The following is a 24,241-nucleotide window of genomic DNA, read 5'->3' as shown; positions in this document are numbered from 1 at the left end:
TCCCGAATCGTCGCGATCACGGTCCCGGCGGTGACCGTCTGCCCTTCCTGCACCAGGATCTGGTCCAGCACGCCGGCAAACGGCGACGGCATCTCGACGTTGACCTTGTCGGTAATCACCTCGACCAGCGGCTCGTACTTGGCCACGGGATCCCCGGCCTGTTTGAGCCACCGGCCGAGCGTCCCTTCGTGTACGCTCTCGCCCAGTTGGGGCATGCGGATCTCGGTCGGCATTTCAGTAGGCGACGACGTTGCGCGCCGCCGCCGCGATTTTCTCGCGGTCCAGCATGAACCAGGTCTCGAGCGGCGGCGAGAACGGCACGCCGGGGACATCCGGCCCGCACAGCCGCGTCGGCGGAGCGTCCAGATACCGGAAGCCTTCCTCGGCGATCGTGGCCGCGATCTCGGCGCCGAACCCGCCAAACCGGTTGTCCTCGTGGACGATGAGCGCGCGGTTGGTCCGCTCGACGGACGCGAGAATGGTCCCCGCGTCGAGCGGCTTGATCGTGCGGAGGTCCACGACCTCGGCCTCGATGCCCTCCCCGCTCAGCGTCTCGGCCGCCGCGAGCGCCTCGTGCAGCATCAAGCCGTAGGCAAAAATGCTGAGGTCCCGGCCGGGGCGGCGCACCACCGCCGGCCCGATCGGCACAAGATGATCGGCGTCCGGCACGTCGCCGCGGACGGAGCGATAGAGTTTCTTGTGTTCGAGGTACATCACCGGATCTGGATCCCGGATCGCGGCCTTGAGCAGCCCCTTCGCGTCGTCCGGCGTGGCCGGCGCGACGATCTTGAGCCCCGGGACGTGCGCGTAGAACGCCTCGATGGACTGCGAATGGTACAGGGCGCCGTGCACGCCGCCGCCGTAGGGCACGCGGATCGTCATCGGGCAGGCGTAATCGTTGTTGGACCGGTACCTGAGGCGCGCTACTTCGCTCAGAATCTGGTCGAACGCGGGATGAATGAAGTCGGCGAACTGGATCTCGGGCACCGGGATCAGGCCGTTCACCGACATGCCGAGGGCCACGCCGATGATGCACGATTCGGCGAGCGGCGTGTCGAGCACGCGGGCTTCGCCGAAGATCTCGTAGAGGCCGTCCGTGACCCCGAACACGCCGCCTTTCCGTCCGACGTCCTCGCCCATCACGACGATGCGTTCGTCGCGCGACATCTCCTCGTGCAGGGCGTCGTGGATCGCGTCGAGATAGCGCTTGTCGGCCATGTTACACGCGCAGCCCCGGTCCGGGCGGCTCGGCGTACACGTGGCGCGTCGCGGTCGCGGGATCGGGCAGGGCCGCTTCTTCCGCCATCTCCGTGCCGAGGTCGATCTCGTGCTGGATGCGGGAGAGGATCTCCTGCTCGCGCACGTCGGTCAGGATGCCCCAGCCCCGGAGTTCGTCGGTGAACACGTGCACCGGATCCCGCGCACGGTCGCGCGCAATCTCGTCGCCGGACCGATACTTCTCCTGGCTGTCGTCGCTGCTGTGCGCGGTCAGGCGGGGGACCATGACCTCGAGGAGCGTCGGCCCCTCGCCGCGGCGGGCGCGCGCCACGGCGTCCCTCGCCGCGGCGTACGTCTGGAGCACGTGGCTGCCGTCGACCGTCACGCCCGCGAGGCCGAAACCGGCGGCGCGCATCGCCACATTGGGGACGGCCATCTGCTTGCTGAGCGGCACCGAGATCGCGTACCCGTTGTTCTCCACCATGAAGATCACGCCGAGCCGGTGGATCGCGGCGAAGTTGAGCGCCTCCGCAAAGTCCCCTTCGCTCGTCGAGCCCTCGCCGAGCTCGGTGAGCGCGATCTCGCCGGTCCGGCGGACCTTCGCGGCATAGGCGATGCCCGCGGCGTGGAGCGCCTGTGTCGCGACCGGACTGCTGGTCGAGAGAATCTTGTGATGGCGGTGCCCGTAGTGGCCCGGCATCTGCCGGCCGCCGCTGCTCGGGTCGGCCGCCTTGCCGAGCTGAATAAGAAAGATCTCCGCCGCCGGCATGCCCTTGGTCAGCACCGCGGCGACGGAGCGATAGAACGGCACCAGCCAGTCCTTCTCGCGGTTGAGCGCGTAGATCGCGCCGACCTGCGCGCCTTCGTGGCCCTGTCCGGAGATGACGAACGCCGCGCCGCCCGACCGCTGCAGCGCCCACATTCGGTCGTCGACGGCGCGGGCGAGGCGGACGTAGTAATACATGTCGAGGACGTCCGCGTCGCTGAGCCCCAGGCTCGTGGGGGTCACGTCCTCGCGTGGTTTGACCGCCCTTGCTTCAGGTGCGCTCATGAGGGTCCCCTTCCGCTCCGGACGCCGCGTGCCTCGTGGGCCGCGTGTCCGGCGCCGCGCCACGCCGCTACGTGGAGCCGCGTCGGATAGTTTCCTCGAACCAGGGCCAACTTACCAATTTTTCGTTGCCTGAAAGCCCCGCACCTGTCTCAACTACTTGGGTCCCTTGGCCCCGGGATTCTTGAGTATCTCCCCGTTCTCATCAACCATCGCGCGGTAGATCTTCGTCGGAAGGTTGTTGGTATAGAAATAGTAATCGTCGAGATCGTTTGTGTAGACGTTCACTCCGAACGGAAAGGCTCCGGTGTGACTGTTCACGATGTGGGAGGCCGCCGCGTCGATCGAGATCTTCGGGTTGGCGCGGTGCACGGCGATCGCCTGTTGGGTGACCGTGCCGGCCAGGAACCCCGCGACGTAGGCGAGCCTCTCGTGCTCCGGCATCGTCTTCCAATCGCGGCCGTCGTACCCTATGCCGTGCGGATCCTCGAACGCCACGGCGGAGCCGGTCAGGAGAAAGACCAGCACCGCGCCGATCGTAAGCACCGCCCGCATGATCCCCTCCCCCCGCCTCGATCTCCCGATCATTTGACCGTGACCGACGGCGCTTTGGCACTCGCGCTGACCACAAACCGATTCCACATTCCCTGGATGGCGTGCGCCGGCACCCCGCAGATCCACAGGTAGGCCCCGGCGGGCCGCGCCGTGAACTCGAAGCTGTCGCGCTGCAACGGAGGAACGCCGGGGACCAGCTCCCCGGACTCCGCGCCGGCGATCGCGGGAGCGATCCCCTGCGTCGGGAGCTTCGAGGGCGGCACGGTGCGGATCACCTCGAGGCTGTGCGGCAGCGCGCCCGCGCCGGCGTTCACAAAATCGACGTGGACCCGCCATCCGGCGGGCACCGTGACCGTCATCTGTCCTGCGGCGTAGCCGTTGAAGTTGAGCGTACCGTTCGCACCGGTCGACGACGCCGTCACGGTCAGGACCACGCGCTTCCGGGCGGCGCTCACCGTGACCCACGCCGGCAGGCCGGCGGCCGCCCATCCCGGTTGAGGTGCGGGACCGGCCGGGCCGAGTGCCACGAAGACGACGCCGGCGATCACACCGACCATCCTACGAGACCCCAATGCGGCACCTCCTGCCTTCCGTCCCGGTCGCGTCCCAAGACACCTCGGCCCGGGCCGCGACCGTTCGGCCCGGGCCGCATGGGAATCCGGACCCGGTCTAATGCTTCGGGAGCGCGAACACAATCAGCGCATCGCCGTACGGATAGCTGAGCTGGAAGTTCCCCCCTGCCGCGACGGCGATGTATTCCTGGCCGTCGAGCGAGTACGCCATCGGCGCGGCGTTCACGCCCGCTCCCGCCTGGAACTGCCAGAGCAACGCGCCGGTCTTGGCGTCGAAGGCGTCGAAGTTGCCGTTGCCTTCACCTGTGAACACGAGCCCGCCCGCGGTGACGAATGACCCGCCCATCATCGGCTGCGCTATTTTCTTCTGCCAGGTCACTTTTCCGGTGTTGGTATCGATCGCCGTGAACGTCCCGTACTGCTGTTCCCCCGGGATGCTGGTGAAGGCACTCCCCAGCCACAGCCGGCCCTTCTGGTACGGGGCGAAGTGGGTGGCATACGTCATCGGCTGCTCCAACCCCGCGATGTACACATTCTGGGTCTGGGGGCTGTAGGAAGACGGCGACCACTCCGCGCCTCCGTTGGCACCGGGGAGCATTCGAACGCCCGCGGGGGTCGGCTGGGCAAAGAGGTTTTGGTGTCGGACGAACTCCTGGCTGCGGAGAATGCGCTTCCCGGTCCGCCGGTCGAGGATGTAGAACCACCCGGTCTTCCCGGCCGCGCCGACCGCGGGGACGGTCTGCCCGTTGACGGTTACGCTGAACAGGATCGGCGGGCTCGTCTGGTCGAGATCCCACACATCGTGCGGAACTTCCTGATAGTACCAGGCGAGCCTGCCGTTGGCCGCATTGACGGCGACGATCGATTCCGTGAAGAGGTTGTCGCCCGGCCGGATGGCTCCGTCCAGGTCCGGCGAGGGGTTCCCGACTCCGAAGTAGATCAGGTTCAGCGCCGGATCAGCCGCCGGAGTCACCCAGGTCGAGCCGCCGCCGCGCTTCCAGGCGTCCTTGTAGCGCGGCCAGGCGACCTTCTCGGCGGCGATGTTGCGGTGGAGATTCTCGCCCTCCGGCGTCGTGGTCGCCCACTTCCCCTCCCACCCGGTGCTGGGCGTCAGGTAGAAGCGCCAGGCCGGCGCCCCGGTGCGCGCATCGAACGCCTGAATGAATCCGCGCACGCCGTACTCGGCTCCGGAGGTTCCCACGATCACGAGGTTCTTGTACACGAGCGGGGCGATCGTCAGGGCATAACCGAGCGTCGGGTCGGCGACCTGCCTCATCCATTTCACTTTTCCGGTCGCGGCATCCAGAGCCACCAGCTGTGCATTGAGCGTGGCCATGTACACCGTCCCGTAGCCGAGTCCCACGCCCCGGTTCACCGGACCGCAGCAGAAGATCTCCGTTCCCCCCAGCTTCTGATCGTACCGCCAGATCTGCCTCCCCGTCCGGGCGTTCAGCGCGAACAGATGGTTGTAGGCCGTCGTGATGTACATCGTGCCGTTGTACACGATCGGGGTAGTCTCAAACGACGCCACGATGCCGGTCTGGAAAATCCACCGAGGGACGAGCTGCGACACATTCGAGGTGTTGATCTGGTCGAGGGCCGAGTATCGATGATTGGTGTAGTCGTGGCCGTACGTCAGCCACTCATTCGCGTTGGTGCCGGCCGCCAGGAGCGCCGCCGCGTCCGGCATCGGTCCCTGAGCCCGAACCGCGGCGGGATGGAATCCTTGCGGTGGGACGAGTAAGAGCGAGACGACCAATACCAGGGCGCTGCAGAACGCCACCGCTCGCCGTATCATCGCGCTCCCCCCTCGAGTAGGCCGTGGGCGACCCTCCGCGATGCGAGGCGCATGACACATTGAACTGGCCGGCGCGCACGGCACTGTGCGTCGCGTACGTCGCTGTCGCGTACGTCGCTGCGGAAGTTGGGCGCGCGGAAGTCGTTCTCCTGCCGGCGCGGCGCGTCAGCCGTGGATGGCTCGGCCGAGCGCGCCCAGCGCGGCTTCCCGCATCGCCTCGGACAGCGTCGGATGCGCGTGCACGGCCTGCCCGATCTCCACCGCCGTCGCCTCGAGGCTCCGGCCGAGCACGGCTTCCGGCAGCAATTCGGTGACCTCCGGGCCGACGAGGTGCACGCCGAGGATCTCGCCGAGTTCCCGGTCGGCCACGATCTTGACGAGACCCTCGCGGTGGTCGAGGATGCCGGCCCGGGCGTTCGCCATGAACGGGAACCGGCCCACCGCGACGTCCCGGCCCCGGGCCTGCGCCTCACGCTCGGTGAGCCCGACGCCTGCGACCTGCGGAATCGAGTAGGTCGCCCGCGGCATGAGCAGAGGGTCGAGCGGGGCCGGGTCCTGCCCGGCGATCGCCTCCACGGCGACCGTGGCTTCGGCCGACGCGACGTGCGCCAGGAGCAGACCCCCGGTGAGGTCGCCGGCCGCGTAGACCGTCGGGAGCGACGTGCGCATCCGCGCGTCGACCGGCAGCGCGCCGCGTTCGATGGTCAGGCCGGCCTCGTCCAGGCCGAGCCCGTCCGTCACCGGCTCGCGGCCGACGGCTACCAGCGCGTACTCCGCGTCGACGGTCTCTTCCGCATCGCCGGTCCGCAGGGTGACCCGGACGCCGCCGCCCGCCGGCTCCGCGGCGGTCGCGGCCGTGCCGGTCCGGATCGTCACGCCGCGCCGCTGGAGCGCCTTGCCGAGGACGCCCGCGACTTCGTCGTCCTCGAGCGGCAGGACCGAGGGCAGGTATTCGATGAGTGTGACCTGGGCACCGAATCCGGCAAACACACTGGCGAATTCGACGCCCACGGCCCCGGCGCCGATGATGGCGATCGAGCGCGGGACCGCGGTCAGGCGCAGCGTCCCGGTGCTGTCGAGAACGCGTTCGTTGTCGATCGCCACCCCGGGCAGGCCGCGCGGCCGCGATCCGGTGGCGAGCAGGACGGCCGGGGCCTCCACGTCGGTCGCAGTCCCGTCGCGGCCGGTGACCCGGACGTGCGTCCCGTCGAGCAGGCGGCCGCTGCCCGGGAGGACCGTGATCCGGTGCTTGCGCATGAGATACTCGACGCCGCGGAAGTTCGTGGTGACGACGCGGTCGAGCCGCCGGCGGAGCTGCGGCATGTCGAGGCGCACGCCGTCGGCCGCGATGCCGAATTCCGCCGCCGCGCGCATGTCCTCGAGCAGCCCGGCTGTGTGCAGCAGCACCTTCGTCGGGATGCAGCCGACGTGCAGGCACGTCCCGCCGACCTTGTCGCGCTCGACGAGCGCGGTGCGAAGACCCAGTTGCGTTGCGCGGATCGCGCCGACGTACCCGGCCGGCCCGCCGCCCACGACGATGAGATCAAACGCGTCCATGCGACACACCTCCTACTCCGGCGGCAGGTCCTCGAGCGGCTTCCGGCCGGCGAACCCCTCGTCCGGACCGTGCCAGAAGCCGATGTCGGGCTCGTCGAGCCGCCAGCACAGGAACACCGCACGGCCGCCGCCGGCGCGGGCGGGAAAGTCGACCAGCCCGGCGTCAATGTCGCGGAGGATGCATCCGATGGCGTCGACGTCCCGCACGATCGCCGACAGGCGCGACACGAACCCGTCCAGCTCCTTCTGTTCCTCGGCGATCGTGCCGAGGACGGACTCGCCGGCTTCGAGGCGCCTCCACAACATGTCGATCCGGGCCTTCTTGAGGAGCGCCTGGTGCCGCGTACGGCGCAGTGCGTCGAGGACCTCGCGAAGCCGCGGCAGATGCGCCCGCGCTTCGGGCACCGTGAAAAACCGGGCCGTCACCGTGAGGGCCGGCCCGGACGGCGCCGCGCCGATGCGGCCACGGCGAGCGCGCTGCCCCGCCAGCGATCCGCCGGCCGGGCCCGGCTCGGACGCCGGATCCCGGAAGTCGCACCGGCCCGCGCCGCCCCCCGCCTCACGCGCGCCCCGCGGGCGCGGTCGAGGAACAGCACGCCGTTCAGATGATCGACCTCGTGCTGGAGGATGCGGGCGATGAATCCGCTGGCCCGCAGTCCCACCCGGCGGCCGGTCACCAGCGTGCCCTGCACCGTGACCCGCAGGGCGCGGCGGACCGGCACCACCACGCCCGGCACGCTGAGGCAGCCTTCGTCGTCGACGTTTGTGCGGCTCCCGCGGCGCAGGCGCGGGTTGACGAGCGCGAGCAGGCCGCGCCCGGTGTCGGCCACCAGCACCCGCAGCGGGACGCCGATCTGCACTGCGGCAAGCCCGACCCCGTTGGCGTGACGCATCGTCACGGCCATGTCCGCGACCAGACGCCTGATGGCCCCGTCGACCGCGGGCACAGGACGGCTCCGGCGCCGCAGCAGCTCGGCGTCGGGGTCGTTGAGGGTGACGATCGGCCGCACGCGGCCTCGCGGACCGGGACGCCGGCTCATGCTACAGGTTGTTGGGAACGGCGCGAACGATCCCCTGCTACACCTTCACGCGGACGGTGTGGTATCCCTGACCCCCGTCGGGCAGGGTGGGTTTCCGCTCGGCCGGCTGCAGCTTCCCGGCCCCGTCGTAGGCGCGGGCCTTGAGCGAATACTCGCCCGGCCCCGGCGGCGTCCACTCCGCCGACCAGAACTGCCAGCAGTTCCGATTGAACGGCTCCTTGACCGCCGCCGCAAGCCACGTCTTCCCGTTGTCCGGGCTGACTTCCACCTTGGAGATCCCGCGATCGCCCGCGAACGCCCATCCGCCGAGCGCGAGGACTCCGCCCTCCCGCTGCTCGACGAGAAAGGCGCTGTTCACCTTGACGATCGCTTCTTTGCTCCACCCCTGCTGTTCCCAGTACCCGGTGTAGTCGTGGTTGGCGACCTCGATGCTCGTGAGCCACTTCGGCTGCTTCATCCCGTACCGGTTCAGGAGCAGCACGCGGACCGGCGCGCCGTGCTTCTGGGGGATCGGCGCGCCGTTCATCTCGTAGGCCAGCAGCGTCTCCGGATCCTCGGCGACCGGGAGGGGAATCGATTCGGAATACCCGTCGGCCGCGCGCCAGATGATCGTCGTGGCGCCCGCCCGGACCCCGGCGAGGGCCAACACGTCCTTCACGCGCACGCCCGTCCACTTGGCGTTGCCGATCAGGTCGCCGCCCACCTCGTTGCTGATGCACTCGAAGGTCTGGTACCGCTCGACCGCGGGCGACGCGGCCTTGAGCTCGTCGAGCGAGAACTTGAGCGGCTTGTTGACCAGGCCGGTGACCTCGAGCCGCCACTTGCCGACGTCGACCGTCGGGTCGAAGAAGTTTTTGGACACCTGATAGAAGGCGGTGCTCGGCGTCACCTCGGGCGGCATGCCTTTGATCAGGCGGAACGCCATGTTGGCCGCGGCCGCCGCGGCGCGGCCCGCGGAAGCACCCCACGACGCGAGCCGCGCGCCCACCGCGGCGCCGGCGACCACAAGCGCCGAACGGCGCAGGAGGTCGCGGCGGCTTGACTCGCGGGCACTGCGCCCGTTGGCCCCTGACGCCGCGTCCGCGCGGACCACACCGGCGGCCTCCGAACGGCCGCCCCGCAGGAGTCGCGGACGCGCGGGAACACGGACCAGCGCCGCCAGCACGAGCGCGTAGGCTGCGCAGGCGAGCGCCATCGGCACGGCCGGGTCCGTCACAATGGTCGTCAGCGGAACCCCGAGCGCGTTCCCTTCAATCAACGGCAGGAACCCAAACGTCAGCACCCCCCAGGCCGCCGCGGCGGTCACCGCGGCGCCGCCCAGCACCGGCCAGCGGAGGCGGCCGGTCACAGCGGCGTACAGCGCCCCGCCGAGCCCGAATCCGGCGAGTGAGGCGATGACCGCCATCACGAGACCGAGGGGCTTTGCGAGATGCTGCAGCCGCGCCAGAATCTCGGCAAACACCTGATAGGGCAGGAGCCGGATCATGCGCTCGGCGAGCGCCTCCTGCAGCGTCGGCATGCCGGTCGCGCTGCGGTAGGCGAACAGCACTCCCAGCGCCACGGCGCCGCCGGCCAGGCCGCCTAGGAATCCGCGCGTTTTCGATACGCTCATGGATCGTCACCCCGCGAGTCGCGGCGCCCCCGGTGGGCGCGGCACTTCCCCCTATTCTACGCCGTCCCGTGTAAAGATACGATGTTGACGCGGCAAAGATGCGGAGGACTGGAGACGGCACGTCACCTCAACTGCGGGAGCCGCGGCCCTCCCACTCGTCGCCGGTCGCGGCGATCTCGCGCTGGCGCTGAGTCGTTACGTCGACCAGCCACTGCGGGTCTTCGTACACGTAGTCCTTTCGCAGCGGATGGCCCTTCCAGTCCGCGCTCATCATGATCCGGCGCAGATCGGGATGCCCTTCGAAGACGATGCCGAACAGATCGTAGGCCTCGCGCTCGTGCCAGTCCGCGCCGGGCCACAGCGCGACGACCGACGGCAGGGCGGGCCGCTCCTTTGGAATGGACACCTTCAGCATCACGCCGTGCCGCCGGGCGATGGACGTCAGATGGTAGACACCCTCGAACCGGTCGGGCCAGTCGATCGCGGAGACGAATGACAGGTATGACATGTCGAACTCCGGATTGTCGCGCAGCCAGCGGCACAGATCGATGAGACGATCCCGCGGCACCCGGAAAGTCGGCCCGAGGTAGCGGTACACCTTCGACTCCTCGCGCTTGAGCGGCCGGGGGACCGGCTTGCCCTCCGTCTTGGCCCGCTCCGCGGCCTCCTGCCACTCCCGCTCCCTGGCCTTCCACTCCTCTTCGGCTCGCGCGTCCTCCGCGCGCTGCTCCGCCTGCAGGTCCTGCACGTCGGGAAACCGCGCGACGATCTGGGCGACCTGGTCGGCCGTCACGATACGCGCCCGCCGTCGCCGTTGTGGGTCCGTCCGTGGGCGCGGCGGATGATGCCCGTGGCGATCGGATCCTTCGGCACCGCCTGATGCAGGTCATCGAGCGAGTACAGCAGGGTGCTCCGGTCGAACGTCGAGGTCTCGTAGTGCGGCACGAAGACGATGGCCTCGGTGGGGCAGACCTCGACGCAGAAGCCGCAGTACTGGCACTTGTCCATCTCGATGTCGAAACGGGTCAGGACGCGCTCCTTGCCTTTGCCCTGCGCTTCGATGTGGATGCACCGCGACGGGCAGATCCGCTCGCACTGGAAGCAGATGATGCAGCGGTCCTTGCTCGTCTCGGGATCGATCGGCAGCGCGAGCAGGCCGTGGAACCGGTTGGACACCGGCAGCCGCTCGATAGGGTACTTGACCGTCACCTTGTTGCGGAGCATGACCTGCCACGTCAGGCCGAGGCCCGTGGCCAGGGCCTTCGCCGCTCCCGCGATCCGTCCCCCGACGCTCATACCGGTCCGCCCGCCTCCTATCGATCGACGTCCGACAGGACGATGTCGATGCTGCCGAGGATCGCGATCACGTCGGCGATCTTCCAGCCGCGCATCGCCTCGGACAGCGCGTACAAATTGGTGAACGACGGGGCGCGGATCTTCACGCGGTACGGCATCTCGCCGCCGTCGCTGACCAGATGGATGCCGAGGTCCCCGCGGGCCGATTCCGTGCGGACGTAGACTTCGCCGCGCGGCGCCTTCATCGTCATCGGGACGCGCGAGCGCACCTCGCCGCCCGGCAGCTCTTTGAGCGCCTGGCGGACGATCCGCGCGGACTGCCGCATCTCCTCGAGGCGCACCTGGTACCGGGCGAAGCAGTCGCCCTCGGGGAACACCGGCACGTCGAACGTCATCCGGTCGTAGACCTCGTAGGGCTCGAGCTTCCGGATGTCGATCGCGATGCCGCTCCCGCGCGCCACGGGGCCGCTCGCCCCCATCGCGATGGCCTTTGCGCGCTGGATCACCCCGACGCCCTTGGTCCGGGCGAGGAAAATCGGGTTCGCCGTCAGCAGCCGGTCGTACTCTTCGATCCGGTCGTCAAAGTAGTCCAGGAACGTTTTGACCTCGTCGGTCCACCCCGGCGGCGGGTCGATGTAGACGCCGCCGATCCGGAAGTAGGCGTGGTGCAGCCGCCCGCCGGTGACCTTCTCCATCAAGTCGAGGATCATCTCGCGCTCGCGGAAGCACCACAGGAAGACCGTCGTCGCGCCGAGATCGATGCCCCAGGTCCCCAGCCAGACCAGATGGCTCGACAACCGCGACAGCTCGTCAAAGAGAACGCGCAGATACCTCCCGCGTTCGGGCACCTCGATGCCGGCGAGCCGCTCCACCGCGAGGCAATACACCTGCTCGTTCTGCATCGCGATCAGGTAGTCCATGCCGCGGTCGGCGAGCGACACGTTCTGGACGTAGAGCCGGTGCTCCATCATTTTCTCCACCGACGAGTGCAGGTAGCCGATGTCCGGCTTCACGTCCACGATGTTCTCGCCGTCGAGCGCAACCACCAGGCGCAGCACGCCGTGGGTGCTCGGGTGCTGCGGCCCCATGTTGAGCATCAGCTCTTCGGTGCGAAGCGCCATGCCCACCCCTTCCGCCTCCCCGCCCGGTCTCAGCCTCTCCCGCCGGGAGCGGGACGCGCCGCCATCCGCGCGGCGATCGCCGCGGCCGCCTGCCGCCGGAGGAACGGCTCCTTCTTAATCTGCTCCTGCAGCTTGAGGATGCCTTCGATCAGCGCCTCGGGCCGGGGAGGACAGCCCGGCACGTAGACATCCACCGGCACGACCTGGTCGATGCCTTTGATGATCGAGTAGTTGTCGTAGTAGAACGGCCCGCCGCAGGTGGCGCAGGACCCCATGGAGATCACGTAGCGCGGCTCCGGCATCTGCTCCCACAGCCGCCGCACGATCGGCGCCATCTTGAGCGTCGCCCGGCCGGCCACGATCATCAGGTCGGCCTGGCGGGGCGTCGCACGCGGAATGACGCCCATCCGGTCGAGGTCGAAGCGGCTGGCAAACGCGGCCATCATCTCGATCGCGCAGCACGCGAGCCCGAAGGTGAGGGGCCAGATCGACGAGGCGCGGCCCCAGTTGAGCGCCGCCTCCACCGTGGTCAGGATCAACCCGCCCCCCGGGAGACTGTCGATGATCCCGACGGCCTCGGCGACGGGCGCGATCTGGCTCCGGCGGGGCTCGGGCGGGGCCGCGTCCGGCCGGGGCGGCTCAAAGAATCCCATCGACATGCGGTTCTCCTCCATCCACCGAAACGCGTCGGGCAGCGGCACCTTGCGATCCAGTGCCGCCTGGATCAACTGCTCGATCTGTCACGCACGACCGAACGCGTCGGGCAGCGGCACCTCGCGATCCAGTGCCGCCTGGATCAACTGCTCGATCTGCTCGATCCGTCACGCGTCGCGGAGCTCCGCGAGCGCCATCTCGAGCGTGATCCACGACAGCGTCGCGCATTTGACCCGGACCGGGAACTTGCGCACGCCGGACAGGGCCGCGAGATCTCCGAGGTCGTCGCCGGCCGGGGACTCGGTCCCGGCGGACACGTGCATCATCCCTTTGAACTCGGTAATCAGACGATTCGCCTCCGCCACCGGCTTGCCCTTGATGCACTCCGTCATCATCGAGGCCGAGGCCTGGCTGATCGAGCACCCCTTGCCGTCGAACTTGACGTCCTCGACGACGCCGTCGCGCACGCGCAGCGACACGCGAATCTCGTCGCCGCACAGCGGGTTGGCGCCTTCGCGGGTCACGTCGGCGGGCCGGACCTCTCCGCGGTTCCGCGGGTGGCTGAAGTGGTCCAAGATCACGTCCCGGTACAGATCATCCAGCGACACGGAACAAGTCCCTCGTCTTTGCGAGCGCCCGGCACAGCGCGTCGATTTCCTCGCGGATCGTGTACACGTAGAAGCTCGCGCGGGTGGAGCCGCCGATCCCGAGCTTCCGGTGGGCCGGCTTCGCGCAGTGGTGCCCGGCGCGGACGCAGACCCCTTCGCCGTCCAGCACCTGCGCGACGTCGTGCGGATGGATGCCGTCCATCCAGAAGGATACCACGCCCCCCCGCGAGTCCCCGCGTGAGTCGGGGGCCGGATCGGGCCCCAGCAGGTGCAACCCCGGGATCTCGGCGAGCCGCCCCATCGCGTAGCCCGTGATCTCGCGTTCGTGCTCGAGGACCGCGGTCATGCCGAGCCGTTCGAGGTAGTCGACGGCCACGCCGAGCGCGATCGTATCGCCGACGTTCATCGTCCCGGCCTCGAACTTCCACGGGACCGCGTTCCACTCGGCGCGGTCGAGCCAGACGTCGGAGATCATCTCCCCGCCGCCTTCGAACGGTTCCATCTCCTCGAGCAGGTCGCGCCGGCCCCACAGCCCGCCGGTGCCCATCGGCCCCAGCATCTTGTGGCCGGTAAACCCGAAGAAGTCCGCTCCCAGCGCCCGCACGTCGACGGGCCGGTGCGGCGCCGACTGCGCGCCGTCCACGACGACCACCGCGCCCCGCTCGTGGGCCGCCCTGGCGATCCGCTCCACCGGCACGACCGTGCCGAAGACGTTGCTCACGTGGGCGAGGGCGACGATGCGCGTCCGATCCGTCAGCAGCCGGTCGAGGTCGTCGAGCACGAGCCGTCCGTGGTCGTCGAAGGGGATGTGGCGGAGCCGCGCGCCGCGCTCGTGCACGAGCATCTGCCAGGGGACCAGGTCGCTGTGGTGCTCGAGCTCCGTCGTCAGGATCTCGTCGCCGGGGCCGACGTGGCGGCGGCCCCAGCCGTGTGCGACCAGGTTGAGCGCCTCGGTGACGTTGCGGGTGAAGACCACCTCGGCCGGCTCAGCGGCGCCGATGAACCGGGCCACTTTCCCGCGCGCCTCTTCGTAGGCGGCCGTCGCGCGCTCCGCGATGGCGTAGACGCCGCGGTGGATATTGGCGTTGTACTCCGAGTAGTACTGGACGATCGCGTCGATGACCTGGCGGGGCTTTTGGGAGGTCGCGGCGCTGTCGAGGTACACGAGCGGCTTCCCGTGCACCCGCTGGCGCAGGATCGGGAAGTCGTCACGAATCGTCGCCGGAATGCCCATCGTCATGCCTCCGATCTTCACGCGGCCGTCAGCGCCGGTGCGGCAGGGCCCCGGACCGCCGCGGCTCTGTGGCGACCAGCACGTCATCCCCCTCGACCCTGACCGCGTAGGTCGCGACCGACCGCACGGCCGGCAGGGACAGGACGCGGCCCGTCTTGACGTTGAAGCGCGCGCCGTGCCGCGGGCAGACGACGATCTCGCCGCTGAGGCCGCCCTCGCTGAGCGAGGCCTCCTCGTGCGAGCAGACGTCGTCGATCGCGAAGAACTCGCCGTCCACGTTCACGAGCGCGATCGCGTGCCCGCCGGCCTCGACCCGCGTGATCGCGCCCGGCGGAACGTCCGCCCGGCGCGCCACCCGAACATACTCCCCGTCGGCCCCCGCCTGACGCGGGGTCTCACGCGGGGTCTGCGCGGCGCCGGTCATACGTACCCCGCCATCTTCCGCTCGATCGCGCCGCTCAGCCACTGACGGACCGTGTCCACCGGGATCCGGTCGAAGATTTCGCCGAAGAACCCGTCCACCATCATCCGCACCGCCGTCTCGCGCGGCAGTCCCCGGCTCATCAGGTAGAAGATCTGCTCGTCGTTGAGCCGGCTCGTGCTCGCGCCGTGCGTGCAGCGCAGGTCGTTCGCCATGATCTCGAGCTTCGGCATGCTGTCGGCGCGCGCGCCCTCCGACAGGATGAGGTTCCGGTTGAGCTGGAACGCGTTGGTCTTCTGCGCGCCGTGGTCCGCGCGGATGAGGCCGGCGAAGATCGAGCGCGCCTTGTCCTTGAGGGCGCCCTTGTACAGCAGGTCGCTCGTCGTGCTGGGCGCGGCGTGTTCTTGAAGGGTGTGATAGTCGAAGTGCTGCGCGCCGTCGCCGAACAACACCCCGAGCATCTCGGACGTCGCCCCCTCGCCGGCGAGGCGCGACTCCACGTTCGTCTTCACGAGGCCGGCCCCAAACCCGATCATGAGGGTGTTGACGGTGGCGTCCCGCCCGACGACCGTCCGGACGACGCCGACTTCCCAGAGATTGCGGCTCCAGTCTTCCAGGTTCACGTACCGGATCTGGGCGGCGGTCCCCGGGACGAGCTCGACCGCGTGGCCGGCAAACGTCCGGACCGCCCCGCCGGTCGAGCCGAACACCTCGACGAGCGTGACCCGGCTCCCCTCCCCCGTGACCACCAGCGTCCGCGGCAGAAACGCGACCCCGTCCGGCGTGAGCCAGGTGCCGGTGACGAGTTGGAGATCGGCCTCCACCCCGGCCGGGACGTATAGGAAGGTTCCACCCTGCCACAGCGCGGCGTTGAGCGCCCGGTACTTGTTCTCCGCGGCGCCGATGACGGAATAGAGATGCCGGCGGACGAGATCCGGGTGCGTCGCGACCGCCTCGTCGAGCGAGGAGAAGACGATGCCGGCCCTGGCGAGCTCGGGGGCCAGGCGCGACTGGACCGCGGCCCCATCGACCACCAGTCGCAACCCGGCGGCGGCCGCCGGATCGCCGATCAGCGCGGGCAGTCCGGCCGGGAGCCTCGGCTTGCGGGCCGGTGCGGCGAGCGGCCGCAGGGACGCTAGATCGAGCGGCCGCAGGTCGGTCCGCCGCCACTCGTCCCCGGCGTCCGGGGGCAGCGGCAGCCGGATGAATTCCTCCCACGCCGCGAGGCGCTGTTCGCGCAGCCACCCGGGCTCGCCGGCGGCGGCGCTGCGCCGGATCACGAGATCGCGATCCAGCGCGCCCGCCGTTATGGCCTGCCCCGCGACAGCGGGGGGAGATGGATGCTGGCTCACTCTTCCCTCCATCTGAACGCGTCGATCATCGACGTCTCACGATCCAGTGCCGCCTGGATCGACTGCGCGATCTGCACCGCCCGTTCTGAACGCGTCGATCATCGGCGTCTCACGATCCAGTGCCGCCTGGGTCGACTGCGCGATCTGCACCGCCCGTGCGGTGCGAGAGGGCAGGACGCCCGCCCTGCCCTCTCGACGTTCTCCGGGGTGCCCGGACGCCTAGCCGACCGACCCCTCCATCTCGAGCGCGATCAGCCGGTTGAGCTCGACGCTGTATTCCATCGGCAGCTCGCGCGCAATCGGCTCGATGAACCCGCGGACGATCATGTTCATGGCCTCGTCCTGGTTGATGCCGCGGCTCATCAGGTAGAACAGCTGCTCGTCCGAAACCTTGGAAACGGTCGCCTCATGAGTGACCTGCACGTCCGTCTCGTCGATCTCCATCGTCGGGTACGTGTCCGACCGCGACTTGTCGTCGAGGATCAGCGCGTCGCACCGCACCGCGCACTTGCTGCCGTGGGCGCCCGGGTAGACCTTCACGAGCCCGCGGTAGCCGGCGCGGCCGCCGGACTTGCTGATCGACTTGCTCACGACCGACGACTGCGTATGCGGCGCGGCGTGGATCACCTTGCCGCCCGGGTCCTGGTGCTGTCCCTCGCCCGCGAACGCGATCGAGAGAATCTCGCCCTTGGCGCCGGGTTCCAGCATGTACACGCTCGGGTACTTCATCGTCAGCTTGCTGCCGAGGTTGCCGTCCACCCACTCCATCGTCGCGTCGCGGTAGGCGACCGCGCGCTTCGTCACGAGATTGTAAACGTTCTTGGACCAGTTCTGGATCGTCGTGTAGCGGACGCGGGCGCCTTCCTTGACGATGATCTCAACAACCGCGCTGTGCAGCGAGTCGCTCGTGTACGTCGGCGCGGTACACCCCTCGACGTAGTGGACGTGGGACCCGCGCTCCGCGATGATCAGCGTCCGCTCGAACTGGCCCATGTTCTGCGCGTTGATCCGGAAGTACGCCTGCAGCGGAATCGTGACGTGCACGCCTTCGGGCACGTAGACGAACGAACCGCCGCTCCACACCGCGCTGTTGAGCGCCGAGAACTTGTTGTCCTCGGGCGGGATGACCGTGCCGAAGTACTCACGGACGATGTCCGGGTGCTCCCGCAGGCCGGAGTCCATGTCGAGGAAGATCACGCCCTGCTTCGTCCACTCCTCGCGGAGGCTGTGGTAGACGACCTCGCTCTCGTACTGCGCGCCGACCCCGGCGAGGTACTTCTTCTCCGCCTCCGGGATGCCGAGGCGGTCGAAGGTCTTCTTGATGTCCGCGGGGACGTCGTCCCACGTCTTGCCCTGGTTCTCCGCGGGCTTCACGTAGTAATAGATGCTGTTGAAGTCGATCTCGCCGACGTTGCCGCCCCACGTCGGATTCGGCTTTTTCTCGAAGACGCCGAGCGAGTGCAGGCGCAGGGCCCGCATCCAGTCGGGCTCGCTCTTCATGTGCGAAATCGTCTCCACGATCTCGCGGTCGAGGCCCTTGCGGGACTTGAACGCGTACTTGTCCTCGGGATCGTGGAAGCCGTACTTATACTGATCGAGATCGATGCCCAGTGGGTTGGTGACGGCCATCGCGTCTCTCCTCTCGATTCGAGCGCATTAGTGCTTGACCCAAAAGACTTTGCCGGCGCTGCGGATCTCGCCTTCCCCGGCGACCTCGGCGGCGACCTGCTCGTACTGCGCGCGGATCCCGTCGTAGCCGATCCGGTCGAGCTCGTCGGCGAGTTCCTCGGTCCCCGACGTCACGATCCGCCCGTCGAACATGACGTGGACGCGCGTCGGGCGGATGTACTTAAGGATCCGCGGGTAGTGCGTAATCACGAGCACGCCCATCTTGCCCCCGGACAGCTCGTGCATCCGGTTCACGCCGGCGGCGACGATCTTGACCGCGTCGACGTCGAGGCCGGAGTCGGTTTCGTCCATGATCGCGATCTCCGGCTCGAGCATCGCCATTTGCAAGATCTCGGCGCGCTTCTTCTCCCCGCCGCTGAAGCCCTCGTTGACGTACCGGCCGAGAATCGACGGATCGACCTGCAGCTCCGCCACCTTCTCCTTCACGATCTTCTGAAAGTCGGTGAGGCTCATCAACTGATCCTTGTCCAGCCCGCGCCGCGCGCTCACCGAGGTCCGAAGAAAGCTCGCCATGGTCACGCCGGGGATGCTCACGGGGTATTGGAACGCGATGAACAGACCCTTGCGGGCGCGTTCGTCGGGCGCCATCGCGAGCAGGTCCTCGCCCTTGTAGAGCACCTCGCCGCGCTGCACCTGGTAGAACGGGTTGCCCATCAGGACGTTGGCCAGCGTGCTCTTCCCCGAGCCGTTCGGGCCCATCAGCGCGTGGATCTCCCCGGTCTTGACGGTCAGGGACGCGCCCTTCAGGATGACCTTGTCCTCAACCTGGGCCCACAAATCGTTGATCACGAGCTCTGCGCTCAACCGACCCCTCCCGCCCGGCGAAGGCGCTCCGCCCTGGCGGCACGGAGCGGCTTCGCGGGATTCTGGACTGTTTTAGTCATGTTTCACTCCTTACTATAGTCGCCGTTCGCTCCCTATGTCAACGTTCTCTCCCTATGCCAATTGTCAATTTGGACGCTCGGGAGACGCGCCGCGCGCCCCGCCGGGTGCGCGGCGCCCCAATGCCGAAGTAGACCGCAACGATTGGTGTCCGGGAGGTGGCCCGCATGCCTGCTGATGGCGTGGAATCCCTCATTCGTACGGTCGTCGGACGGCGCGTCTACGATCTGGAACAGCCTCGCACGGCCAGCATGCCGGTCCACGACGCCCACCGGCCCGGCTACATCTATCATCTGCACCGCCGGCACGAAGACACGTACGACCCCGAGCGGCAGGGGCCGCGGAGCGGGGCGTCCGGGATGGTGGTGATGATGGAGCATACCGGAACGCACATCGACGCGCTCTCGCACCAGGCCGCCGGACTGCGGCTCTACGGCGGCGTCGAGATCACCCCGCGTGTGGAAACCCAGCGCGGCTTCACCGTCCACGGCATCGAAACGATGCCGCCGATTGTGGCGCGCGGCGTGCTGCTCGACGTCTGCGCCACGCTGGCGCACAAGTTGGGGGAGGATCCGCTGCCCCCCCACTACCGGATCACCGCGGACGATCTCGAGGCGGCGGCGCGCCGCGCCGGCGTGACGGTCCAGGCCGGCGACGCGCTGCTCGTGCGGACGGGATACGGCAAGATATGGGACGACGCCCCGCGGTACCTCGCCGCCGCGGGGGTGGGCCGGAGCGGCTCGGAATGGGCGGCCGACCACCGCGTGGCCTGCGCGGCATGCGACAACATGACGTGGGACGAAACGGAGGAACGCGATCCCCACACCGGCGGTCAGTTGTTCGCCCACCTGCATCTGATCGCCGAGCGCGGCATTCCGATCATCGAAAACCTCTACCTGGAAGCGCTGAGCCGCGACGGCCGCGCGACGTTTCTCTTCGTCTGCACGCCCCTCAAGTTCGTCGGCGCCACCGGCTCACCGGTCCGCCCGCTCGCGATCGTCTGACCGTTCACCCCGCAGGGGGTGCCACTCCGCCAGATCGTAGAGGGTCCTGAACTGAAAGCCGGCGCCTTCGATCCCTTCGCGCCCGCCTTCGTGGCGGTCGATCACGGCCAGGATGGCCAGCACCGCGGCACCGGCCTCCTCGACGATCCGCGCGGCCCGCACCGCCTGCCCGCCGGTCGTGACGACGTCCTCGAGCACGACGACGCGGTCGCCGCGCTCGATGCGGCCCTCGACCAGTTTCGCCGTCCCGTAGCCTTTGCTCGCTGGGCGGACGATCGCGAACGGCAGACCGGTCTCGAGTGCGACCGCGGTCGCCAGCGGCACGCCGCCGAGCGCCGGACCGGCCAGGCGCGTCGTCCCGGCGGGCAACGCCGCCGCGAGCAGGCGGCCGATGTCGCGGAGCAGCGCGGGATCGGTCTCAAAGAGATACTTGTCGATGTAGAACGAGCTCCGGCGGCCGGAGCTCAGCACGAAGTCTCCCTCGAGAAACGCGGTGCGGACGAGGCGCGCCCACGTGCGCGCGCGGACGTCGGCATCGAGGTCGGTCACGTAGCCGGCGAAGCCGTCGGCGCGAGGCCGACACTGCTCAGCAGCAGACGGGTCAGCGGGGCGACGACGTCTTCGAGCGGCGCCGGCCGGCCGGTGTTGAGCCACCGCACGACGACCTCGCCGATCGCGCCGATCCAGACATAGGCGGCGAGCTCGGTGTCCTGCGCATCGATCCGGTGATCCTGAACCGCCCGATCGAGGTAGCCGCGCAGCACCTCGACGAGCATGCTCTTGAGAGCGATCCGCTCGCCCTGGAACTCCGCCCCGGCCACGGGCCAGTCGAGCAGCACGATTCGCGCGAGCGCGCGGTGGGCCTGGAAGCTCCGGACGATGGTCGCAACGGCCGCCTCCACCTGGCCGACGAGCCCGCGGCCGCGCTGCACCGCAAGGTGCATCTCCTGGGCAAGCGTCGCCACATAATCCTCGACGAGCGAAAAATAAATCTGCTCTTTGCTCTCGAAGTAGAAATAGACGGCACCCTTGGAGGTGCCGGAGGCCTTTACGATGTCATCGACGACCGAACCGTGAAAACCCTTACTGGCAAATACTTGCGCGGCTGATTCGAGGATTTTCCTGCGAGTATCTTCTTTTTGCTGCGACTTCCTCAACCGCTCTGCCACTGTGGCCATTTTTCCCCCCAGACTGACCGGTCAGTCTCTAACCGCCAGTATACGGTCAAGGGCACCGGGTGTCAAATGCAGCGCCGATGTGCTACTCCAAGGCCTCCATCTCGGCGTCGGTCAATCCGAAGTGATGGCCGACCTCGTGGATGACGGTCTTGCGGACTTCCTCGACGATCTCGGCCTCCGTCCGGCACACCGCTTCGATGTTGTGCTGGTAGATCACGATGATCTCGGGGACTTCGTACGCCGCCATCGGGGACTGCTCGAGCTCACTGACGCCCTGATAGAGACCGAGGATGTCGCCGCCGAGCTCCGCGGCGATGTCCCGCGACGGCCGCGCCTCCACGACCACCGCGATATTGCCGAGGCGCGCGGCGAAGCGCGGGGGCAGGCCGTCGAGGGCTTCGGCCACCAGGCGCTCGAAGGCGGCGCGCCGCATCGATCGGGGCCGTACCTTTACACGGCCTCGGCGAGGTGGCGGTGGATCAGCGACTCGACCTGCGGCACTACCGCGTCCCAGTCCGTCCCTTCCACGCGGGTGATCGTGATGAAGTCGTTGAGAAAGAAAACCTGCCGCACGCCCGGAATCCCGAGCAGCTCGCGCGCCAGCGGTACGGCGGCGGTCGCGGGGTCGGTGAACGTCTGACTGCGGCCTTCCGTCACGCGCCGGTTCAGCACGAACTTGAGTGCGTTCGCGTTGGGCGTAGGCTGTACGGTTACGGTCAGCGCGGCGCTCACGGTCGCTCCTCTTCGTGCACGATCCGTCTACCGCCCGCCGTTGTCGCGCTCCGGCCCTCCCTCATCTTGGCCGGGCAGTTTGGGGAACAGGTTAAACGGGAAAGGCGGCGGTCCCTGGCTCACCAGCACGTCCACGCCCCCGTTCGGCGAAAGATGTGTTCCGGCCGCCTGAAACTGGTGGATGATCCTGCCGCTTGGAACGTGATCATCGGCGGTGTAATTGACCTGGCCCAGTCGCAGCCCCAGCCGCTCGAGCGTGCCGGCGGCGTTCGTGACGGTCTGCCCCGTGAGGTCGGGGACGAGGCCGGATCCCTGACTGACGACGAGCGAGATCACCGTGCCTTTCGCGACCTCACGGCCGGCCGGGGGATCTTGGGCCAGCACGGCTCCGACGGGCGCCTTGGGGTCCTGCCGCTGCCTCGCGACAAGCACACCCAGCCGCAGTTGTTGCGCCGTCTGTCCGGCGCCGGTGACGGTCCGGCCGACAAGGTTCGGCACCGCGACGTGCGCCGCGGTCCAGGCCGCGCGGTAGGCCGCGCCGAGAATCAGGAGGGCGAGTCCCAGGGAGACGGCCGCCACGCCCACGCGCGCCCCGGTCATGACGGAACGGCCCGGCCGCGGCAGATGCAGCCGCGCTGTGTCGGAGACATCGAGCCGGGCCGCGGCCGCCAACTCCGAGCCGGCCGCCGCACCGGCACCGTCCCGCAAACCCGGCCCGTCGGCCGGCAGGTGCTGCGTCGCGAACACCGCATCGCGCGACAGCTGCGCCGTGGCCGCGACGGCCGCGTCGCTTCCGCGATGTTGGCTCCGAGACGCCCCCGGCGGCACGAGACCCTCCAAGCGCGTCGTCGCGTCCGCTTCGCCCTGGGCCGCGGCGCGCGGCGAAAGGCCGTCCGCGAGCCGATGGAGTTCTGCGGCGAGGTCGGCGGCGTCGGGATAGCGGCCGGCCGGTACTTTGGCGAGCAGCCGCGCGACGACGGACGCGGCGGCCAAAGACACGTCGGGCCTCACCGCCCGCAGGTCCGGCGGCGCCTCGTTGAGATGCTTGAGTGCCACGGCGATGGGGGCTTCGCCGGCAAAGGGCGGCCGCCCGGCGAGCATCTCGTAGAGAACGACGCCGAGCGCGTACTGATCGGACGCCGGCCCGGCGGCCTCGCCCCGAACCTGCTCGGGCGCCAGGTAGGGCGCCGAGCCCAGCACGGTCCCCGTACGCGTCAACGAGGTCGCATCCAGCGTCCGCGCGATGCCGAAGTCGGCCACTTTGACCCGGCCGTCGCCGGTCAGGAGAATGTTGTGGGGCTTGATGTCGCGGTGCACGACGTGGCGGTTGTGCGCGTAGGCGAGCGCGTCCGCCACCTCGGCCGCGATGCGGAGGGCGTCCGCTTCCGGCAGGCGGCCGTCCCGCTGCAGACGCTCCCGCAGGGTGCCGCCGGACACATACTCCATCGCGATGAACTGCCGGAGGCCGTCCTGGCCCCATCCGTAGACGGTGACGATGTGCGGGTGGGTGAGTGCGCCGGCCGACGCCGCCTCATGCCGGAACCGGCGCCGGGATTCCTCGTCGCGGGCCAGGACGTCGGCGAGGACCTTGACCGCGCATGGACGCCGGCCGCCGCGGTCCCACGCCCGGTACACGGTCGCCATGCCGCCGCTGCCGAGCGGGGTCTGCAGCTCAAAGCGTCCGTCGAGCACGTCTGATGCGGTCAATGCAGCCGTTGGGTCGCGACGAGTCCCGGCAGTTCGGTCGCCCACGACGCGCGGCGCGCAAAGGCAATGACCGGCGGCAGGTAGCTGCGGATGAGCGCGATGATCCGCTCGGGCGACGCGAGGCCGCTGCCGGTGAGCAGCGTCCAGCGCGTCTCCAGCATCGCGGCGAGGTGCAGCGCCAGCTCGGTGGAGATCATGCCGATGTCCGCCAGCGGCAGAAACACCTCCCACCGGCGTGAGGGCCGCGCGATGCCGTAGGTGATCAGCATCGCCTTCGCGATGCCGGTCGCCGCCCCGCTCGCATTGCTGAACACTCCGACGAGCTGCGCGACGCGTTCGGCGTCCCGCGCGACGGAGTCCACGTCCCGGGTGAACATCTCGAGAATCGGCACGGACGTCAGCACGCGCGCCAGCCGCCACCCGATGCGGATCGGGTCGAGCGCCCGCGCCGCGGTCCCGGCGCCGTGCGCCGGCTCCTCGGTCGCGGTGCCGAAGCCGCGGGCCTTGAGAATCGTCTCGTGCGCCTCTTCCAGCAGGCGCGGCCGCTCCTGGTCCAGCCGGCCGGCCATCTGGCGGGCGAAGGCGTCGCGCGCCGCGGGATCGTTGTCCGCCAGCACGCGGCCCCACGTCAGCACCTCGTAGACCACCGGCAGGATGTGCGCGTTGAGGCCAAAGGGCATGAGCACGCCGGGCGCGTTGCCGAGGGGATTCCCGGTGCCGAGGCCCTCGAGGTACTCCGTGATCGCGTCCCCGTCGATGCCCTCGCGGAACACCAGGCCGATCTCGATGTCCGAATCGGGCCACGTGCGCTCGACGGCGGGCTGGCCGTACAGGTAGGCGGCGACGACTTCTTCCTCACCCCCAAAGAAGCGCGCCAGGTTCTCGTACGCGTTCACACGGACCTCTCCGCCGGGGCATTCATTAGTCTTAACATACCACGGTCGGAGGGCGGTTCGTCGCGGC

At 69.0% G+C, this 24,241-nt stretch carries 27 protein-coding genes; 1 reads left to right on the top strand and 26 read right to left on the bottom strand.

Features of this window, described 5'->3' with window-relative positions; genetic code table 11:
* The 20 genes from VGZ23_15120 to sufC all read right to left on the bottom strand — a co-directional run.
* Positions 1-233: biotin/lipoyl-containing protein (locus tag VGZ23_15120; GenBank protein HEV2358922.1), on the bottom strand; the 233-nt coding region annotated here is incomplete at its 3' end.
* Between the two features lies 1 nt (position 234).
* The gene (locus tag VGZ23_15115; protein ID HEV2358921.1) at positions 235-1,218 is read right to left on the bottom strand and encodes an alpha-ketoacid dehydrogenase subunit beta; all 984 of its coding nucleotides are present in this window, start codon (positions 1,216-1,218) and stop codon (positions 235-237) included.
* A 1-nt stretch (position 1,219) separates the two neighbouring features.
* Complete coding sequence (locus tag VGZ23_15110) at positions 1,220-2,269, bottom strand: thiamine pyrophosphate-dependent dehydrogenase E1 component subunit alpha (protein ID HEV2358920.1); 1,050 nt, start codon at positions 2,267-2,269, stop codon at positions 1,220-1,222.
* A gap of 153 nt (positions 2,270-2,422) precedes the next feature.
* Positions 2,423-2,821, bottom strand: coding sequence for a hypothetical protein (locus VGZ23_15105; protein HEV2358919.1), 399 nt, complete (start codon positions 2,819-2,821; stop codon positions 2,423-2,425).
* Between the two features lie 29 nt (positions 2,822-2,850).
* Positions 2,851-3,369, bottom strand: a complete 519-nt coding sequence (locus VGZ23_15100) for a sulfocyanin-like copper-binding protein (protein ID HEV2358918.1) — start codon at positions 3,367-3,369, stop codon at positions 2,851-2,853.
* Positions 3,370-3,490: 121 nt separating this feature from the next.
* The gene (locus VGZ23_15095) at positions 3,491-5,191 is read right to left on the bottom strand and encodes a PQQ-binding-like beta-propeller repeat protein (GenBank protein ID HEV2358917.1); all 1,701 of its coding nucleotides are present in this window, start codon (positions 5,189-5,191) and stop codon (positions 3,491-3,493) included.
* A gap of 165 nt (positions 5,192-5,356) precedes the next feature.
* Positions 5,357-6,748, bottom strand: coding sequence for a dihydrolipoyl dehydrogenase (lpdA, locus tag VGZ23_15090; protein ID HEV2358916.1), 1,392 nt, complete (start codon positions 6,746-6,748; stop codon positions 5,357-5,359).
* Positions 6,749-6,760: 12 nt separating this feature from the next.
* Positions 6,761-7,174, bottom strand: coding sequence for a DUF2203 domain-containing protein (locus VGZ23_15085; protein HEV2358915.1), 414 nt, complete (start codon positions 7,172-7,174; stop codon positions 6,761-6,763).
* Positions 7,171-7,758 (bottom strand): peptide deformylase, encoded by a 588-nt coding sequence (def, locus tag VGZ23_15080; GenBank protein ID HEV2358914.1) that lies wholly within the window; start codon positions 7,756-7,758, stop codon positions 7,171-7,173. The genes VGZ23_15085 and def overlap by 4 nt, the downstream gene beginning before the upstream one ends.
* 67 nt (positions 7,759-7,825) lie before the next feature.
* The gene (locus VGZ23_15075; GenBank protein HEV2358913.1) at positions 7,826-9,400 is read right to left on the bottom strand and encodes a molybdopterin-dependent oxidoreductase; all 1,575 of its coding nucleotides are present in this window, start codon (positions 9,398-9,400) and stop codon (positions 7,826-7,828) included.
* 127 nt (positions 9,401-9,527) lie between these two features.
* Positions 9,528-10,193 carry an NADH-quinone oxidoreductase subunit C gene (locus tag VGZ23_15070; protein HEV2358912.1) on the bottom strand — a complete coding sequence of 222 codons (666 nt, stop codon included), beginning with the start codon at positions 10,191-10,193 and terminating at the stop codon, positions 9,528-9,530.
* Positions 10,190-10,696 (bottom strand): NADH-quinone oxidoreductase subunit I, encoded by a 507-nt coding sequence (locus VGZ23_15065; GenBank protein ID HEV2358911.1) that lies wholly within the window; start codon positions 10,694-10,696, stop codon positions 10,190-10,192. Before VGZ23_15065 ends, VGZ23_15070 begins: the two co-directional genes overlap by 4 nt.
* 17 nt (positions 10,697-10,713) lie before the next feature.
* Positions 10,714-11,817 carry an NADH-quinone oxidoreductase subunit D gene (locus tag VGZ23_15060; protein HEV2358910.1) on the bottom strand — a complete coding sequence of 368 codons (1,104 nt, stop codon included), beginning with the start codon at positions 11,815-11,817 and terminating at the stop codon, positions 10,714-10,716.
* A 29-nt stretch (positions 11,818-11,846) separates the two neighbouring features.
* A complete protein-coding gene (locus tag VGZ23_15055) occupies positions 11,847-12,470 on the bottom strand; it encodes an NADH-quinone oxidoreductase subunit B family protein (GenBank protein HEV2358909.1) in 624 nt (207 codons plus the stop codon).
* A 168-nt stretch (positions 12,471-12,638) separates the two neighbouring features.
* Positions 12,639-13,079, bottom strand: coding sequence for an SUF system NifU family Fe-S cluster assembly protein (locus VGZ23_15050; GenBank protein HEV2358908.1), 441 nt, complete (start codon positions 13,077-13,079; stop codon positions 12,639-12,641).
* Positions 13,066-14,319, bottom strand: coding sequence for a SufS family cysteine desulfurase (locus VGZ23_15045; protein HEV2358907.1), 1,254 nt, complete (start codon positions 14,317-14,319; stop codon positions 13,066-13,068). The genes VGZ23_15050 and VGZ23_15045 overlap by 14 nt, the downstream gene beginning before the upstream one ends.
* Positions 14,320-14,341: 22 nt before the next feature.
* On the bottom strand, positions 14,342-14,737 hold the full coding sequence (locus tag VGZ23_15040; protein ID HEV2358906.1) for a non-heme iron oxygenase ferredoxin subunit: 396 nt from the start codon (positions 14,735-14,737) through the stop codon (positions 14,342-14,344).
* On the bottom strand, positions 14,734-16,086 hold the full coding sequence (gene sufD / locus VGZ23_15035) for a Fe-S cluster assembly protein SufD (GenBank protein HEV2358905.1): 1,353 nt from the start codon (positions 16,084-16,086) through the stop codon (positions 14,734-14,736). Before sufD ends, VGZ23_15040 begins: the two co-directional genes overlap by 4 nt.
* 219 nt (positions 16,087-16,305) lie before the next feature.
* Complete coding sequence (sufB, locus tag VGZ23_15030; GenBank protein HEV2358904.1) at positions 16,306-17,715, bottom strand: Fe-S cluster assembly protein SufB; 1,410 nt, start codon at positions 17,713-17,715, stop codon at positions 16,306-16,308.
* Positions 17,716-17,742: 27 nt separating this feature from the next.
* On the bottom strand, positions 17,743-18,579 hold the full coding sequence (sufC, locus tag VGZ23_15025; GenBank protein HEV2358903.1) for a Fe-S cluster assembly ATPase SufC: 837 nt from the start codon (positions 18,577-18,579) through the stop codon (positions 17,743-17,745).
* Between the two features lie 245 nt (positions 18,580-18,824).
* On the opposite strand from sufC, the gene VGZ23_15020 reads away from it, so the two are divergent.
* Positions 18,825-19,661: a cyclase family protein gene (locus VGZ23_15020; protein ID HEV2358902.1), complete on the top strand. Its 837-nt coding sequence runs from the start codon at positions 18,825-18,827 to the stop codon at positions 19,659-19,661.
* On the opposite strand, the gene pyrE is transcribed toward VGZ23_15020, so the two are convergent.
* From pyrE to VGZ23_14990, 6 genes are all read right to left on the bottom strand, one after another.
* On the bottom strand, positions 19,632-20,210 hold the full coding sequence (gene pyrE, locus VGZ23_15015; protein HEV2358901.1) for an orotate phosphoribosyltransferase: 579 nt from the start codon (positions 20,208-20,210) through the stop codon (positions 19,632-19,634). The genes VGZ23_15020 and pyrE overlap by 30 nt on opposite strands.
* Positions 20,207-20,830 carry a TetR/AcrR family transcriptional regulator gene (locus VGZ23_15010; GenBank protein ID HEV2358900.1) on the bottom strand — a complete coding sequence of 208 codons (624 nt, stop codon included), beginning with the start codon at positions 20,828-20,830 and terminating at the stop codon, positions 20,207-20,209. The genes pyrE and VGZ23_15010 overlap by 4 nt, the downstream gene beginning before the upstream one ends.
* Positions 20,831-20,921: 91 nt before the next feature.
* A complete protein-coding gene (locus VGZ23_15005) occupies positions 20,922-21,272 on the bottom strand; it encodes a metallopeptidase family protein (GenBank protein HEV2358899.1) in 351 nt (116 codons plus the stop codon).
* Positions 21,273-21,289: 17 nt separating this feature from the next.
* A complete protein-coding gene (locus VGZ23_15000; protein ID HEV2358898.1) occupies positions 21,290-21,571 on the bottom strand; it encodes a NifU N-terminal domain-containing protein in 282 nt (93 codons plus the stop codon).
* A gap of 27 nt (positions 21,572-21,598) precedes the next feature.
* The gene (gene pknB, locus VGZ23_14995; protein HEV2358897.1) at positions 21,599-23,278 is read right to left on the bottom strand and encodes a Stk1 family PASTA domain-containing Ser/Thr kinase; all 1,680 of its coding nucleotides are present in this window, start codon (positions 23,276-23,278) and stop codon (positions 21,599-21,601) included.
* Positions 23,275-24,174: a nucleotidyltransferase domain-containing protein gene (locus VGZ23_14990; protein ID HEV2358896.1), complete on the bottom strand. Its 900-nt coding sequence runs from the start codon at positions 24,172-24,174 to the stop codon at positions 23,275-23,277. Before VGZ23_14990 ends, pknB begins: the two co-directional genes overlap by 4 nt.
* Positions 24,175-24,241: the final 67 nt, after the last annotated feature.

The organism is bacterium, from assembly GCA_035945995.1.
Lineage (GTDB): Bacteria > Sysuimicrobiota > Sysuimicrobiia > Sysuimicrobiales > Segetimicrobiaceae > DASSJF01.
Note: the sequence above shows the minus strand (reverse complement) of the source record. Positions and strands in the feature narration are given on the sequence as shown.

Bases quoted from the DNA above. Each gene is read 5' to 3' on its own strand.
- sufB (HEV2358904.1), bottom strand. From the start codon at position 17,715: ATGGCCGTCACCAACCCACTGGGCATCGATCTCGATCAGTATAAGTAC.
- VGZ23_15065 (HEV2358911.1), bottom strand. From the start codon at position 10,696: ATGAGCGTCGGGGGACGGATCGCGGGAGCGGCGAAGGCCCTGGCCACG.
- VGZ23_15095 (HEV2358917.1), bottom strand. From the start codon at position 5,191: ATGATACGGCGAGCGGTGGCGTTCTGCAGCGCCCTGGTATTGGTCGTC.
- VGZ23_15020 (HEV2358902.1), top strand. From the start codon at position 18,825: ATGCCTGCTGATGGCGTGGAATCCCTCATTCGTACGGTCGTCGGACGG.
- VGZ23_15060 (HEV2358910.1), bottom strand. From the start codon at position 11,817: ATGGCGCTTCGCACCGAAGAGCTGATGCTCAACATGGGGCCGCAGCAC.
- lpdA (HEV2358916.1), bottom strand. From the start codon at position 6,748: ATGGACGCGTTTGATCTCATCGTCGTGGGCGGCGGGCCGGCCGGGTAC.
- VGZ23_15005 (HEV2358899.1), bottom strand. From the start codon at position 21,272: ATGCGGCGCGCCGCCTTCGAGCGCCTGGTGGCCGAAGCCCTCGACGGC.
- VGZ23_15045 (HEV2358907.1), bottom strand. From the start codon at position 14,319: ATGACGATGGGCATTCCGGCGACGATTCGTGACGACTTCCCGATCCTG.
- VGZ23_15055 (HEV2358909.1), bottom strand. From the start codon at position 12,470: ATGGGATTCTTTGAGCCGCCCCGGCCGGACGCGGCCCCGCCCGAGCCC.
- VGZ23_15105 (HEV2358919.1), bottom strand. From the start codon at position 2,821: ATGCGGGCGGTGCTTACGATCGGCGCGGTGCTGGTCTTTCTCCTGACC.
- VGZ23_15110 (HEV2358920.1), bottom strand. From the start codon at position 2,269: ATGAGCGCACCTGAAGCAAGGGCGGTCAAACCACGCGAGGACGTGACC.
- VGZ23_15075 (HEV2358913.1), bottom strand. From the start codon at position 9,400: ATGAGCGTATCGAAAACGCGCGGATTCCTAGGCGGCCTGGCCGGCGGC.
- VGZ23_15115 (HEV2358921.1), bottom strand. From the start codon at position 1,218: ATGGCCGACAAGCGCTATCTCGACGCGATCCACGACGCCCTGCACGAG.
- VGZ23_15040 (HEV2358906.1), bottom strand. From the start codon at position 14,737: ATGACCGGCGCCGCGCAGACCCCGCGTGAGACCCCGCGTCAGGCGGGG.